Here is a 14,894-nt window from a genome sequence, read left to right on the forward strand (position 1 = left end):
GTCTTAAAGCACTGCTCAACTGCAATGGTTGAGCAGTAATACTCGCAGTTCTAATTTAAATCGCAGTCTTCACCATCTTCATGAGTCGATTCATTATTGTCGCTATTTTGCCAAGCTTGTATTTGATTCGGTGTGAAGAAAATTATAGCCAGTCGATGCAAAAGCACGTTCAGCGCCTGTGAGCTGAACTGTGATAATCCTTTCTCCATATACTTGTCTTCCTCCGCGTGACGTAAAAATAAACGTGCCAGCCCGTTAGGGTGTTGAGCAACACGCTTGAGTGGAAATGTCTCAATTTTCATATGTGGGCTATAGGACCAGTCAGAAACTGTCTGCTCAGGTGGCATTTGCAATAAAAGTTTCCACCGGTGCCAAGGGTACAGTTGGCTTGCTATGGGCATAAAACGTTGGAAAGCTTTAGGTTCTGTAAACTTAATACCTGCACGCGAGGAGGTGCTGTTTAGCAGTGCGTATTTGAGTAGCCACTTGAACTCATAAAATTCTAGTGGGTTTTTACGTAGGCTACGAATTGCTAACAGTCCTGCTTCAATGTCTTGTTTCTCATGACTGTTATTTGGCGCTGCCGGTAAAATTTGATGCCGACGGGCCAGCGGAAACAGTCTTGATTTACCTTTAACTGTTTTTAGTTCACGTAAAGCTATTGCGGTCTGATGCCAAGCTGCAATACGTTGCTCATCACACTGATAGAATGTTGCCAGTTCATCGTAGGATTGCCCGTCCTGTATTTTTGTCAAAATAGCTGTGCTTATTATGTAGTGTGAGTTTTGGCGAGGAATAAGGTACTCAGGCGCTTCACCTGTAGACGGCTGCTCTTTTAGTTTATTTGTATAGCGCAGCAGTTTCTTAGCTGAATATGCATAGGTTGCTTGCGGGTGCATGGCTTTGTTTTTTTTCAGCAGTGCTATGCGGTGTGGATTTAGACCAAACAGGGCTTTGCCAAGGTGATCATCGAAAGGTCGTTGGTTTGCTTGCAAATGCAGTCCTACTAAGCAGTCTGTAAAATGTAAATAAGTGCTTAACGTCATGGCAGGGCTGCTGTGTCCTGCCATGGCTGCTAATGCGGAATAGCGATCACGTTTACGACTCCTACCGACAATTAAAGTGAGAATGTCATCCACTTGCTCGTCAGAGTATGGAATAAGAGCTTGTAGCACTGGCGGTAGCTCAACCAGATCACGATGCAAAATTAATTGCATGCGAGATAATGCGCTATGCCTCAAGTGGTACAGGCGGTACTCGAGACCGCCAGATAGATCGTAAAGAACGCTGCTAACTAAACCCGCAATGCTCGATGTGTTGATCATTTCAAAACTATTTTCAGTTGTGCAAAAAACAAGCTCACTTAGACTTTTTTTCTCTAGTCTACGTTCATTGATATATTTGCTAACGGTATCTACCTCGTGCTCTGCAAGCAGTGGGAATAGGGGAACTTTACGTAGGGCTGCAGGTGTTTTGTTTTGTCCAAACCTATTGTTACGCGGGTACAAAAAACCTTCAGGTGATGGTTCGATATCTTTGAGCCTGAGCTTTGCCAGCTCTCCCGGCCTTAGGCCGGTTCTGTACGCCATAATTAAGAACGTCTGTAGCAGAAGTGCTTCGCGTGTATTGGTGTCGTATAAACGTTTCACGACTACAAGCAATTCTAGGAATAACGGCTCATCAACAATTGCAGCACTTACATGTGTGATTGTTTTTTTGTTTTCTGTGTTCAGAGAAAATGGCAGGGGAGTAAAGCCGAGCTCAAGCACCGCAAAATTATGCATATCAATCAGTCGCTCGGCTTTAAACTCTCTATTTTTATCTGATTGCCGCCTGTTGAGGATTGACATATATAAGGTGTAAAAATCTTCACCGTCAAATGTATCAAGGGGCTCTAGGTATGCCTCTGCAATCCATTCATCGCCTATGGCTGTTAAATAGCGTTCTGCAGTTGATATCGCATTTTTCTTATGATCTAGGTGGTCATAAAGCCAGCAGCATAGGAGATTCTCGCTGATGTCTAGATCTGGAGTTATAAGCTGCTGAAGAGCATCGATGATTGCAGACCGACTTTCATGGCGAGCTCGATCCTTGTGCAGTATTTTTTTAAGCTTATTTACAATGGTGCTAGGCTTGCTTTTAAGGCGCTTTATAGGTCTCTTGTTTGCCTTGCTAGATGACTTTATCAGCCTGATGTTTTCAGTGCTGCATCCATAGTTTTTCTTAGTATAGAGGCGCTTCCAGTAACATAACGGCAGGCTAGCGCTAAGTTTTCGACCAGTGATGTACTCAACCAGTATCTGCGGTAGATTTACGTCCGTTTGGTTTTCTGTAACTGCTGCTGCACCGTCTCTAAATAAAGTGCGCGAGATTTTAATGTCCAGTTGACTGGCCACTTTTGCTCTGTAGTGGTTAATAAACAGAGAGCTATCATCTATATGGTTAGGTCGCCACTCATCAGGCTTGGTGCGTAATAGCTGAGAAAGTACGGCTAAACTGGTTGGGTCGAGAAAGTGGTTGATTAAGCAGGTCGGCTGATCTTCACCCTGATCTTGTGCTGGACAGTAAAAGTTGCTCGGGTAATTTTCGTTTGGCTCCGTTTTTAAGCTTAGAAAAAGCGTGGGAGCGCTCCCTTGTAACGGTTTGTTTTGCATAATGCTGCGGGCAAGGGCAGGCCAAAGGTGCATGCGTGTTAGGCCGCTATATAATAAAGAGCACGTCAGAAATAGAATAAAAAGCTCTTCAGTATCCGCGGTTGGATTAAGCTCTGCGCGCCAATGCTTCTCAGCTTCAAGCATGACCGTTGATCGTTTATGCCACGCATTATTACGTGTTGGTTTAATGCGGCGAATCGTATTCCATGGCGTTGGAACATCTAGCTGCCACAGGCCGCTTTCATTGCCGTTTTCAATGGCGTAACTAATAAAATTATAGGCTCGGCGATAATTGCTGGTATTACCTAGAGCTGTTTGCAATGCTTTATCAATACTGGGCCAGACCTCCGAGAATCGGGTGCTTTCCGGGTTTTCAATACACATTCCAGGCAGGTGCTGTTGAAAAATACTGATGGCCTTGCGTAGGTTTCTGTAATCTTCTTTTTTACGTTGCTCTTTACGCGTACGCCACCCGGGCAACAACTCGGTATTGAACTCTATATGAGCCAAAATAAGCTTATTTTGCGATGCTGAAGGCATCGGCGTTTCATGTTTGTTTATCATGGGTTAGCTCCAGCCGGTTATAGCTTGAACATTCAGTTCATTTAACAACAGCTCAATCTGATCACTGATTTGCGTAAAATCGTGTAGGGATAAGCTACTGAAACTGCCCAAGCCTTCTTCGCCAAAATCCTCATGACCCATCCAGCTGTTGATAAGCTCGTAATGAATGTTTTTATTTTTGAGATGGGTTCTGAGATGGTGTCTGGGCCAGTTGTACTGAAACGGTACAGTATGTTTGAGCACTTGTTTGAGTACACTCGGTGTTAGTCCCACTGCTTGGGCTGCTTGGGCTGCTTGGGTCGATGGACTATCAATAAAAAACAATAAGTTGCTTTGCTTATTTAGCACTTGCTGGCAGTGCAGAGAAATATTATCAGCTAAAAGGCGCGTCTTTTTTACAAGAGTTTGAATGTGTTGCAGGTACAGTTCGACTTGTCGTGCGGCTGTTTTAGGCAGAACCACAGTCCGAGCTGAAAGGCCATTGCGGCGCTCTTTGTCACTAATCCACCAGGTACCATTGTGCTCATTATAGTCAGCCAAGCTCCCAAGTGGCGCATTCACGTTACGGTGTCCGGTCGAAAACGCTAGGAGCAGCCATACGTAGCATGTGTATTGATTATGATATTCATACATGCAGGCCAGTGCGGTTCTTTTTTTAAGAGAAGGGTCTGGTTGCAGTATTTGAAATAGCTGTTTTAAAGCGTGATCTTTAATTTTTATAGCGCTGCCGAGCGTGTTAGATCGTTGCTGAATATCAGGTAAGTCGTAGCTGAGCTCAGCAAAACTAAAAACATCTTTTAGGTAGCATTGGTGGTTCAGTAAGAAATTACTTTCATTAAAATTAGTATAGGCGATCGGTGCGTATTGCTGTGCGGTTAAACCCTTTAAAATTGCGCTTTCAGCAGGATCAAACCCATTGCAAGAGTACCAGTGGCCAAGGTAGTTACTGATACGGCTTAGTGTTAATCGAGTTGAATATTTATTGTTAATCTCTTTTAGGAGGCCCAGAGTTTGATTGATGACTTCTTCATTAATCACAGCCTGTTCATTTCCCAGGCTTGTGATTAGAGGCATCGGTACTCTAATAGCTTTATGGGTAGGGCTGGAGATAAGCGGTTCAATTATTGGGTTCTGCGTACCGCTAGGTACTGAATGAGGCACTTCGTAAATCAATAACCCTTGTCTTTTTTCAGAGAGGTATAGACGAGCATTAGATAGTTGTTCTTTACGCAAGCCGCTAAATAGCATAATGAGTAAGATGTCAGCGACTATGTGCTGCCTCTCTGCTAGCTGGGTTTTGTTGGATGCGATAAGTAACAGATTTCGTATGTCCCACTTGCTGAGATGCTCAACTGAGCATGGCAGTGAGAGGTTGCGCATATAGATTTGCTCAGAAAATCGTTGGCTGCGGATAGCTTTTTGTGCGCGAGATAGATTGTGCAGAGACTTATCAGTGGTGCGCAGTGTCCTTGTGTTTTTTAACTCAAGGGGCTCATCTATCTCATCTAACCCATGTGTACTGGGTTTATCGAAGGTGAGTTCTTCACAAACCACGCCGCCTTCGTAAATAGTTGTTACTTTTGCAGGTATGGGTGATTGTGCATCTGTAATAGGCTTTGCTTTTGGGGTACGGATGATACCGCTTTTAAACTCAATAGCGTTGCTAATTGCCACTGCAATGTAATCAATATAAGGTTTTGTTTTTTTATCCAGTATGTCTTTACGAGTCTGATCAAGATCGGCAGCTAGTGTTTTGAGGCATGTACTCTCATCAATTTTAGGCAGCAATTTAAAGGCCTGACGGTGTTTTTTGTTCGTAGTAAATAAGCGGAGTTGTCTCAGCGCTTTCTCTATAGCATTGCCATGGTTTCCAATCAGACTCAGCTGCATAGTGCTGAAAATTATTAAGCATTTATACCGTTGGTACTGTTCCTGCTCGTGAGCGTCCCAGTCTGGAAATGGAGTCGTTGCTAATGCAGCTGTAAAGTCTAAGGTGCCTAGCATGCTCGCCCGTTTGATTGCGCTAGTCAGCACGTTTTTCTGGTTATTATTCGATGTTTGCGGGCTGGTATTTAATGTATTGATGTATGCCTCAATGGTGCTGAAGTGGCTCAGCCAGCCGTCCGGAGTCCGGTCTAGTAATGCGCTTAGCTCAGACGAAATTACAGCGCGGAAACCCTCGATAATATGGTGATTTGGATATACAAACTCATTTAACCCGTCGGTCACGTTATCAGTGAGCATTGTTATCCTCTGTCTCTACACACTCATCTTTTTCTTCGTTCTTATTCAGAGCATTGACGATATCCCCAAGGCTGCTGGCAGTGCCCTCATTCCTGGTAAGAATTGTTTTTTTGCGTTGCTGGTAGATTGCACGTCTTGATTGTCCTGACTGCTCTGCGAAAAAAGTATCTGTCAGCGAACCTCCAAAGAAGCTTTTAGATAGCTCAGCTGGAATGTGTTTTTTAATATTGTCGATAATCAGGCTGGATTTACGCACATCAGCAGCTATATATAGCTGTTCTAGAAATGCGGGCCATGCCATATTCTCTGCTAGCTGCTCTACGTCGACGCCATACATGAGTAACGTTCCAAGCTCAGGATTCGTATTGTTCCAAAAGTACGGTGCCCAGAATGGGAAAATAACCTGAAAGCTAGTGGGGTTGTTATCCTTGGAAATTTTGTTACTTTCTGTTTGAAACTTCATGCTGCCAACAAGAATGCGAGGTAGCGAATTTAAAAAGCGATCCTGCTGTAGTGTTGTTTTCAGCATGAATGGTTGCTGAATCAGACACTGGTAGGGCTCAAGTACTGCAGGGTGAATACTGAACGTAATGTCATGGTTTTTTGAATAGATGAGTTGAGGCATAAAATGTACTCGATGCTAAATTTCAATAACGGTAGCATCGAGAATGTGAGTGCCTAGTCTCGAAAAGTGACATTTTCCGTCACTTGTAGAAAGAGCTGGTTGCGATCCTGTTTGCAGTCGAGAAACTGAGGTTTGGACTTCACTGTGGATGGTAATGTTATGGTTCTACTTCACGGACCCATCAAGAAGAGCCAGAAGGCACTAGAGAGGTACAAGTAATGAACCAATATATTGGCTCCGATTTCGACAAATTCCTTGCAGAGCAAGGTCTAGGAGAGGAGGTTTCTGCAGCTGCCCTCAAGCGCGTAGTCTCTTGGCAAATCAATGAAGCAATGAAGCTCCAAAAGGTAAGCAAAAAAACCTTGGCTGAACGCATGCATACCAGCCGGACTGCAGTGGATCGTGCTCTTGATAAAGATGACCTGGGAATGACTATCGCTACCTTGGCTAGTGCTGCTCGTGCCCTTGGCCAGCGTGTAGAAGTGCGACTGGTTCCTGAGGGTGAGACGGCCCATGCATAGCCTGTGCCCTGAAAACGTCAAGACAATTGAAGGAACCCGCAACAACCAAAGCCCTTAATTTCTATTGTGATCTTAATATTCTTGGTAAGGCCTGGGCTTATCATCCCCGTGAAAAGAAACTTAAAGATGCTGCTATAGCACAGCGTGATATTTGGCCACATGCACAAGAAGCTGAGGCGAAAAATAATACATCAGCTAACTATACTTGTCGGATGTGTGGCTAGGTAGGGCCGAGTATAAAATGTGGGCCATGCGACTCGCATTTGTACACGAGTAATAAAATATAGCCGCCTGAGTGGTCGGTATATCCAGAGCGCTCTAAATCTGTGGCTGATCGAGAGCGTGCCCATCTAGAGATATATTCAGTATCTCGTTATACCAGTTGAGTTCATAGATACCCATAACCTTTGCTGTGAAAATTAGCTGATCAGTTGTTGCATCAGAGGGAGGGGTTCGAATTTTACTTTCCAAACGATCATGCAGGCCCACTCCCATAGATCAATATTTGAGCTATCGGCCATCACCTAGTTTCAAAATCTAGGGTAGATCGGCGGTTGGTATCAGGATGGTAGAGACATGCTTAGGTTGCTTATCCACAGCTCTGCTCAGAGATAACTGGATGTAATTGTGGCAGCTAGGACGCCAAGGACCAGACTAGATTGCTGGTGATTAGCTCACTTTTCAGGATGGGAGCGGGAGCATTGTTCCCGTTGAGAACAGAGGTATCACCATCCGTGACCAGATAATTGGTGTCAATTGACGTCGATTGATGTTGAGGTTGTTTGGCTGTTATTTCTTTGTATATCAATTGGTTGCAGTTAATGTACAACGGGTGTTAATTAAGGACATCTGGCTCGAACGGCCTGTCACGCCGGGGGTCGCGGGTTCGATTCCCGTCCACTGCGCCATATTACGAAAACCCGTTAAGTAGTTGATACTTAACGGGTTTTTTCGTTTCTGGGTAGCAAAAACCCTGTCTTTTTCCTAAATTATCTATGCGTATTCTTGTCGTGACCGTTCTTGTGACCATTGTCGAGTCGTTTATGATTTATATGAGAGCTCTGGTCGTGCGGATGTATTTATTACGGATTACCCTTATGCGCAAAAAATGCTTAAAAACTATGACTGGGCACAATTACTTGACCCCAAGCCGGCCACGGAGCAGTTTGAATATGCCTACGCTATTAAGCAAGGGCAGCCAGAGTGGCGTGAACGGGTAAATGGCTTTGTGCGGGCCATCAAAACTGATGGCCGTCTTAAGCATTATGTGCAGAAAAATAATTTACTGCCGATTGCTTTAACCGCACCTTAAACCTGCTCTAGAACCCTGCTCAACTACCACTAAAAGCGCGCTAGTCGCTTTGCGGTGTTGCAAGTTGAGTTTGGCTTATAGCTTTAAGTGCTTGCAAATAGGAATCAGTTGCATATGATATGCGGCATTATTGCTGCCAGCTCGTTGCTGTCTAGCTCATTGGTATTCTTAAGGAGTTATGTATGCGCTTAATCCGCTTGGCTTGGTTCCAATCGTTGTCACTGCTTGGTTTGTTGTTGTGTTTAGCCTTGCCGACTCAGGCGCAAGAGGTGTTAAGCATCGAGCATGCCAAGGGGCAAACCCAAGTACAAAAATTGCCGAAAACTGTCGCAGTGCTGGATTGGTCCACGCTCGATACCATGGCAGTGTTAGGGGTAGAGGCGCAGGGCATTCCGAACTCTAATATTTTGCCGCCAATGCTGAGTCAGTATGCGGATGCGAAGTTTGTGCCGGTCGGCACTTTGTTTGAGCCTGATTATGAAGCGCTGAAGAACCTTAAACCGGATTTGATTATTTTGGGCCGTCGCGCCGGCGGACAATATGATGAAGTGGCTCAATATGGTCCAACGTTGGATTTAACACCTGACCCAACCGATCTACTTGGCAGTGTAGTGCGCAATACAGAAATTTTGGGGCAGATTTTTGACCGTGAGCAGCAGGCTGCTGAGCATATTAATAAATTGCAGGCTGCGGTGGGGCAGCTGCAAAAGCTCAGTGCTGAGCAGGGCACAGGCCTTACAGTATTGACCACTGGCGGGAAAATGAGCGCTTTTGGTATTGGTACGCGCTTTGGCATGCTCCACGATGTGTTTGGCGTTGAGCCTGCGGTGGCTGATTTAAAAGTGGGTCGTCATGGCCAGGTGGTGTCCTATGAGTTTTTGCTGGAAGCCAATCCAGACTGGCTGTTTGTGATGGACCGTGATGCGGCCATTGGCCGTGAAGGTGTAGCGGCGCAGCGCATGATGGATAACGAGCTGGTGCAAGCCACAACAGCGGGCGCCAAAGGGCAAATTGTTTACCTAGAACCAGTCAGCTGGTATTTGCTGGATAACAGTGGTTTAGGGGTGATGCAGAGCAACGTTGATCGTTTGCTGGATGTGTTTACTAAGTAATTTAACTTCATCTGTCCGTCGATTACAGGGCTGGCCACTGAGCTTGCCCTGTCTGCGAGATTATCACTGCGCTGCGCATGGCAATCCTTTCCTAATAAGCGAATCCTATGGTTGTAACATCTTCTGCAAGTCGGCAATCAGGCACTGTGCTGTGGTTGCTGGGCTTGTTTGTACTGGTTTTTATTTTAGCTTTGCTCAGTTTAAATGTGGGTGCCAGCCGCATGAATCTGCTGCATCTGTTTACCCAGCCCGATGATCGCATCACACAACTGTTATTTGTCAGTCGTTGGCCGCGCACATTGGCGTTGGTTCTGGCTGGCGCATCTTTAGCTGTGTCAGGCTTGTTGCTGCAAATGATGGCGCGCAATCGTTTGGTAGAACCATCGATGGTGGGTACGGTAGGTGCTGCCACTTTTGGTGTGTTGCTGTGTGCCATTGTTGCGCCCAGTATGGCGTTGTGGCTGAAATTCAGCGTGGCCACTGTGTTTGCTGCATTGGGGACTGCGCTGTTTCTAGCAGTACTTAAGCGTATTCCATTGCGTTCAGCGTTGATTGTACCTTTGTTGGGTTTGGTGTTGGCTGGGGTGGTTTATGCCGCTAGCAGCTTATTAGCCCACCAGTTTGAACTGTCACAGGCACTGCGCTCTTGGAGCAGTGGCGATTTTTCAGCCATTTTACGTGGCCGTTATGAACTGCTCTGGGTCGCTGCGGGCATCACCCTATTGGCGATGTTATTGGCTGATCGTTTTACCGTGATTGGCATGGGCAAGGACTTTGCCACCAATGTGGGGGTGAACTATCCAGCATTGATGGTTTTAGGGGTATTGCTGGTGTCGATGATTGTCGCCAGTGTGGTGGTTATTGCTGGCGCCTTGCCTTTTATTGGTCTGATTGTGCCGAATTTGGTGCGTTTGATTACCGGCGATAATCTGCGTCGCGCGATTCCTTTGGTCGCTCTGGCCGGTTCTGCGTTGATGCTGACGGCAGATTTGCTTGGTCGGGTGTTGATTCATCCGTACGAAATCCCTTCGGCAACAATTTTGGCGATTACCGGCAGCCTAGTGTTTATCGTAATTTTATTACGGGGGCGCAAGCAATGGGCTTAAATCTTCGCGGTCGATTGTTATTGGGTCTTACTGCGCTGCTGGCGCTATGCAGTGTGCTGGGCTTTATGACCCTCAATGTGCAAAGCGATTGGGCCTTTATTGTGCAGTATCGTGGTACGCGTTTACTGGGCATGTTGCTGGTGGCAGTGACCATGGGCTTGGCCACAGTGGTGTTTCAAACCATTACCCATAACCGTATTTTAACTCCGTCGCTGATGGGTTTTGATGTGCTTTATGTGCTGGTGCATGCTTTGGCTTTAGTGCTCTGGGGGACTGAGTTTGGCAGTGGCTGGCCGCTGGAATTGCGTTTTATTCTCGAAGTGGCGGTGATGGTGAGCATTGCTTTGCTGTTGTTTCGTTGGCTGTTTAACGGCTCAGTACGCGGGTTACATATGCTGATCTTGCTGGGCATGGTGGGCGGCTTATTATTTCGTGAGTTGGCTGATCTGTCTGCGCGTATCTTTGATCCCAGTGAGTTTTCCATTCAGCAGGGCAGTGGCGTAGCCAACTTTAACCGGATCAATTTGCAGGTGCTGTGGGTGGGGTTGGCTGGTGTTGCGCTTTGCAGTGCGCTGCTGTTTCGTTTGCGTCGGCAATTGGATGTGCTCAGTTTAGGCCGTGATGTGGCAATTAATCTGGGCGTGCCCTACAGCAGAACAGTCACCCTATTAATGCTGGTGATCTGTGTGTTGGTCTCGATCAGCACAGCTTTAGTGGGACCCATGTTGTTTTACGGCTTGTTGGTAGCGAATTTAGCCTACTGGCTTACTGGCAGTCATCAACACCGCTGGACTTTACCCGCCAGTATTTTGGCAGGCATTGTTTGTTTGGTGGGCGGGCAAGTGCTGTTTGAGCATCTACTCAATACCAGTTTGCCCTTGGCCATGGTGATTGAACTTTGTGGTGGGGTGTTATTTATTGCGCTGTTATTGCGCGGAGTTAAATAATGATTACAACGCGCGGCTTGAGTAAGAAATATCAGGACACCTTAGTGGTGGATGATGTCAGTATCAACATTAGCAAAGGCGGGCTGACCTCAATTATTGGCCCCAATGGTGCCGGTAAGTCGACATTACTGTCGATGATCAGTCGCCTTACGCCCATGAGCGCTGGCAGTGTGGAAATAGATGGCTTGGATGTTACCCGCACGCCGGGCCCTGAACTGGCGCAACGCTTATCCATTTTGCGTCAACACAATGAGACAACGCTGCGTTTGACGGTGCGTGACTTAGTGGCTTTTGGACGTTTTCCCCATTCTGGTGGACGCCTCACCGAGGTTGATCAGCAGCATATTGATGAGGCCATTCATTATCTAGCGCTGGAGGAGTATCAGCACCGGCACCTGGATGAGCTGTCCGGTGGGCAACGGCAGCGGGCCTATGTGGCGATGGTTATGTGTCAGGACACTGAGTATGTGCTGCTGGATGAGCCACTGAATAATATTGATATGCACCATGCGGTGGGGATGATGCAGTTGCTGCGCCGCGCCGCAGATGAGAAGGGCAAAACTGTGGTGGTCGTGCTGCATGATATCAATTTTGCCTCTTGTTACTCGGACACTATTATTGCGATGCGTGCTGGCAAAGTGGCCTATCAGGGGGCTCCAGAGCAGGTTATTCGCAGTGAGGTGCTCAGCGATATTTATCAACTGCCTATGCCGGTGCACGAGATCGACGGGCAGAGAATCTGTGTGTATTTTCGTTAATTTGGGTTAATCTGCCGCGGTCATACTTAAAGCCTTTGTCTACAAAGAGTTATATGTCCTGCTCGAGGACTTGAGCGAATAACTGAGTAGAAAGCGGGTAAAGCCTGGCTAACCCAGACACCTTTTATGGTAAAAAGATGCACAACCATAAGGGGGTGAACATGAGTAAAGACTACTTAGAGATACCAGACTGCTTTAAATGGTTCTGTGAGGTATTTTGAGCACTTAAAGACAGGTTCTCTTGAGGTGTACCAAAGTTGAACTGCTGTTGATTAACTGTGCTAATAAGGCTGCAGTCCAATGCTTATAGTTTATAAGCAACGATCAGATTATGATTTTCCACGTCAAGCGATAATGCTTTTAGGGGTTTAGCAGTGAAAAGAACTCTGCGCCTATTGGATGCTGTAAAGGCTAAGCTCGATGCGCAGCGACCGTTTCCGGCAGCAGTAACCAAAAACCTGCATGAAAATTTAGTACTGAATTGGACTTACCATAGCAATGCGATTGAGGGTAATACGCTGAGCCTCAAAGAAACCAAAGTTGTGCTTGAGGGTATTACGATCGGCGGGAAAACGCTTCGTGAGCATTTTGAGGTTATCAACCATAGTGAGGCGATTGTTCTGCTAGAAGAGCTCGTCGCTGAGAATCAGCCTTTGCATGAGTGGGATATTAAATTACTCCACCAGCTTGTCTTGAAAAATATTGATCAAGAAAATGCAGGGCAGTATAGGCAGGTGAACGTTTTAATTTCAGGTGCCGAGCATAAACCCATTGAGGCCGTTCGTGTGCAGCAATTTATGCAAGACTTTGTTCTTTGGTACCAAAATAGTGCTGCCTCTTTGCACCCTATTGAAAGAGCGGCGCTCGTACATTCTCACTTTGTTAAAATCCATCCTTTTATCGATGGTAATGGTCGAACAGCTCGACTGTTGATGAACCTTGAATTGCTTAAAGCAGGTTACCCAGCTGCAGTGATTCAAGTTGAGCAGCGACTGGACTACTACCAAGCATTAGATGCAGCGCACTGTAATGATGAGTTTGAGCCGCTTATTCAGCTGACAGCTAATAGTGTTTTGGAAAGCTTTAAGACCTATTTCTGGGCGCTAGGGATGAGTGAGCAAGTCGACGAGTTATTAAAAGAGCTTTATGGATAATTTTTTATTGGAGCTCATACGGGCTGTGAGTTGTTTCGCCGGCGAAAAGAATGGCTATGGCAGTCCGGTTTTTTTAGGGCGCCTCTAAAAGGAGATTGAGTGTCAGTGCGCTGGATCATAGAGTGGCTGATGCTAGAAATACGTAATCGCTTTCGCCGGCGAAAGTCACTTCTACTCTATGGCGCTAGGCGGCTTTATTTCGATACGCTTTACGGCAACTGAATATTGGTAATACGGTTTGTGCTGATGATGCTGCCATTCCAAATCATTTCGTAGTGTGATGTTTGTACGATTGAATGAACGGGCAGTGGTGTAAACAGCGCCCAGCACAGTGAACCTAGAGAACGCACAGAATTGTACTGCAAGCCTGGTTTGCCTGCTTGTTTCAGGGCGTGGCCAAGGCTGTGAGATGCACTGTAATCGTCTGAATCATAAATAGGGTCGTTGTAGGGTAAAGCCGAAGCGCTCATCATGTCTGTATCGTTAAACGCGCACTTGAGTGCACGAAATACAAAACGGTCATAGTTCATTCCATCCACTTGAGACCAATACATATTTTGGTGGTGTTTAACTTCCAAAAGTGCAGTTTGTTCATTATCCGCAATGTATAAAACCCCAAACGCACCTGGGCTAAAGCGTGAGCCAGCAGGGTTAATATGCGTAAATGGCGCAGTGGCATAGGCGCAGCCCTGAATACCAAAAGGTATTTCATCGCGGGCTATGAGGTCCAGTCTGCCTACCTCATTTAAAATTCTGGGGTTAGTCAGCTCTTGAATTGCAAAGAGCGCTTCAAACTCTTCAGTACTGGCCACATCATCAAAGATGGCTATAGGTGGAAATTTTGAATTAACCAACCTGTTGCCTGTGATTGTTTTGCCGGTGCATTCCTCAAGAGTATTGATCATTACCATTGCGCTCCGCGAATAGAATCAATCCGTCTGTAGGTTTCGTACAGCGAGATAAAATCTCCTTGCGCCATGATTTCAAGCGGTGAGCGGCCATTAAAAAACTCATTATGGTTTTTCATGTTTGGAAAGCCGTATACGTTTTCAGGGTTGTCAAAAACCAAGCGTAATGCGCTGTGTATATTCAGAACAATGCTGATACGTTGCATGACATCGGAATCAAGGTTGATAGACCACTCAGTTCCTTCGGCACTTTTTGCACGAGCAACCGTACTGGGTGATACACGCAGAATGGCACAGGCTTGCTTAACGCTGGCATTCCACTTCTCAAGAATGCGAAGGGCAACCTTTAAGCCAGTAGCGCATTTGTTTTTACTCAGTGCGGGTGCTTTGGTAGTTGTTTGCATAATAATCTTCTTAACTGTCCAGAGGTGGTATTTTATCATATATATGTCTTTGGATGTGATTGTTCAGAGGCGTCAATTATAAAATATTGAGACTTGCGCATAGCAGGCGTTCACTTAGCCTTTTGATCAATTCTAACTGGGCTTCATATCACATCACTCCACTACTTAGTCCCCGCAGAAGCTCAACAATCCATGCGTCAACATTAGTACTCCTAAGGCACCACTGGAAATGAGTGTCTAGGTTAGGCAGGTTGGTATGGGTCATTACTAGTGTGGTGTAGCACTAAAATAACCACTACAGTTTGTGGTTATATGGGTATGGATAAAATGGTGTTTTGGCTATAAGCGGCTTAGAGATATGAGTTAGAGTGTCGAGGCAGTAATAGCTGCGTAAGTCCTATGTTTTTAACATGGCTATAAATTTAGGAGAAGGTAAGCGAGGGTTGTCTGGGTTGGTTGCGGCTAACTCTAGGGTTTTGTAGTTTTATCTATGGGGTAAAAAATGGGGTAAAAACAGAAGGCAATAAAAAAGGGTTACAACTAAAAGCTGTAACCCTTTGATTTATATGGTCGGGACGGAGTGAT

General features: G+C 45.8%; 12 protein-coding genes. 7 read left to right on the forward strand and 5 right to left on the reverse strand.

Going from position 1 to position 14,894, the window contains the following annotated elements:
• Nucleotides 1-50 precede the first annotated feature (50 nt).
• From O6P33_RS05195 to O6P33_RS05205, 3 genes are read right to left on the reverse strand one after another with little or no spacing between them, the layout of a single operon-like run.
• A complete protein-coding gene (locus O6P33_RS05195; RefSeq protein ID WP_269819150.1) occupies nt 51-3,218 on the reverse strand; it encodes a tyrosine-type recombinase/integrase in 3,168 nt (1,055 codons plus the stop codon).
• 3 nt (nt 3,219-3,221) lie between these two features.
• A complete protein-coding gene (locus O6P33_RS05200) occupies nt 3,222-5,462 on the reverse strand; it encodes a hypothetical protein (protein ID WP_269819151.1) in 2,241 nt (746 codons plus the stop codon).
• Nucleotides 5,452-6,087: a hypothetical protein gene (locus O6P33_RS05205; protein ID WP_269819152.1), complete on the reverse strand. Its 636-nt coding sequence runs from the start codon at nt 6,085-6,087 to the stop codon at nt 5,452-5,454. Before O6P33_RS05205 ends, O6P33_RS05200 begins: the two co-directional genes overlap by 11 nt.
• Before the next feature lie 218 nt (nt 6,088-6,305).
• Here O6P33_RS05205 and O6P33_RS05210 point away from each other — a divergent pair, with 218 nt between their 5' ends.
• The 7 genes from O6P33_RS05210 to O6P33_RS05240 all read left to right on the forward strand — a co-directional run bounded on the left by O6P33_RS05210 (nt 6,306) and on the right by O6P33_RS05240 (nt 12,997).
• The gene (locus O6P33_RS05210) at nt 6,306-6,608 is read left to right on the forward strand and encodes a Fis family transcriptional regulator (protein WP_269819153.1); all 303 of its coding nucleotides are present in this window, start codon (nt 6,306-6,308) and stop codon (nt 6,606-6,608) included.
• Between the two features lie 1,108 nt (nt 6,609-7,716).
• Entirely contained in the window at nt 7,717-7,920 is a 204-nt protein-coding gene (locus tag O6P33_RS05215; protein ID WP_269819154.1) for a hypothetical protein, read from the forward strand.
• Nucleotides 7,921-8,102: 182 nt separating this feature from the next.
• Nucleotides 8,103-9,032, forward strand: a complete 930-nt coding sequence (locus O6P33_RS05220; RefSeq protein WP_269819155.1) for a siderophore ABC transporter substrate-binding protein — start codon at nt 8,103-8,105, stop codon at nt 9,030-9,032.
• Between the two features lie 107 nt (nt 9,033-9,139).
• Complete coding sequence (locus O6P33_RS05225) at nt 9,140-10,138, forward strand: ABC transporter permease (protein WP_269819156.1); 999 nt, start codon at nt 9,140-9,142, stop codon at nt 10,136-10,138.
• Entirely contained in the window at nt 10,129-11,085 is a 957-nt protein-coding gene (locus O6P33_RS05230; protein ID WP_269819157.1) for an iron chelate uptake ABC transporter family permease subunit, read from the forward strand. The genes O6P33_RS05225 and O6P33_RS05230 overlap by 10 nt, the downstream gene beginning before the upstream one ends.
• Nucleotides 11,085-11,843 (forward strand): ABC transporter ATP-binding protein, encoded by a 759-nt coding sequence (locus tag O6P33_RS05235; protein ID WP_269819158.1) that lies wholly within the window; start codon nt 11,085-11,087, stop codon nt 11,841-11,843. The genes O6P33_RS05230 and O6P33_RS05235 overlap by 1 nt, the downstream gene beginning before the upstream one ends.
• A 395-nt stretch (nt 11,844-12,238) precedes the next feature.
• Entirely contained in the window at nt 12,239-12,997 is a 759-nt protein-coding gene (locus tag O6P33_RS05240) for a Fic family protein (RefSeq protein ID WP_269819159.1), read from the forward strand.
• Between the two features lie 209 nt (nt 12,998-13,206).
• On the opposite strand, the gene O6P33_RS05245 is transcribed toward O6P33_RS05240, so the two are convergent.
• On the reverse strand, nt 13,207-13,908 hold the full coding sequence (locus O6P33_RS05245; protein WP_269819160.1) for an RES family NAD+ phosphorylase: 702 nt from the start codon (nt 13,906-13,908) through the stop codon (nt 13,207-13,209).
• Nucleotides 13,902-14,309 (reverse strand): hypothetical protein, encoded by a 408-nt coding sequence (locus O6P33_RS05250; protein ID WP_269819161.1) that lies wholly within the window; start codon nt 14,307-14,309, stop codon nt 13,902-13,904. The genes O6P33_RS05245 and O6P33_RS05250 overlap by 7 nt, the downstream gene beginning before the upstream one ends.
• Nucleotides 14,310-14,894: the final 585 nt, after the last annotated feature.

This window comes from Denitrificimonas caeni, assembly GCF_027498055.1.
Lineage (GTDB): Bacteria > Pseudomonadota > Gammaproteobacteria > Pseudomonadales > Pseudomonadaceae > Denitrificimonas.

Coding starts and splice junctions, on each gene's coding strand:
- O6P33_RS05225 (WP_269819156.1), top strand. CDS start 9,140: ATGGTTGTAACATCTTCTGCAAGTCGGCAATCAGGCACTGTGCTGTGG.
- O6P33_RS05220 (WP_269819155.1), top strand. CDS start 8,103: ATGCGCTTAATCCGCTTGGCTTGGTTCCAATCGTTGTCACTGCTTGGT.
- O6P33_RS05215 (WP_269819154.1), top strand. CDS start 7,717: ATGCTTAAAAACTATGACTGGGCACAATTACTTGACCCCAAGCCGGCC.
- O6P33_RS05230 (WP_269819157.1), top strand. CDS start 10,129: ATGGGCTTAAATCTTCGCGGTCGATTGTTATTGGGTCTTACTGCGCTG.
- O6P33_RS05245 (WP_269819160.1), bottom strand. CDS start 13,908: ATGGTAATGATCAATACTCTTGAGGAATGCACCGGCAAAACAATCACA.
- O6P33_RS05205 (WP_269819152.1), bottom strand. CDS start 6,087: ATGCCTCAACTCATCTATTCAAAAAACCATGACATTACGTTCAGTATT.
- O6P33_RS05195 (WP_269819150.1), bottom strand. CDS start 3,218: ATGATAAACAAACATGAAACGCCGATGCCTTCAGCATCGCAAAATAAG.
- O6P33_RS05210 (WP_269819153.1), top strand. CDS start 6,306: ATGAACCAATATATTGGCTCCGATTTCGACAAATTCCTTGCAGAGCAA.
- O6P33_RS05235 (WP_269819158.1), top strand. CDS start 11,085: ATGATTACAACGCGCGGCTTGAGTAAGAAATATCAGGACACCTTAGTG.
- O6P33_RS05250 (WP_269819161.1), bottom strand. CDS start 14,309: ATGCAAACAACTACCAAAGCACCCGCACTGAGTAAAAACAAATGCGCT.
- O6P33_RS05200 (WP_269819151.1), bottom strand. CDS start 5,462: ATGCTCACTGATAACGTGACCGACGGGTTAAATGAGTTTGTATATCCA.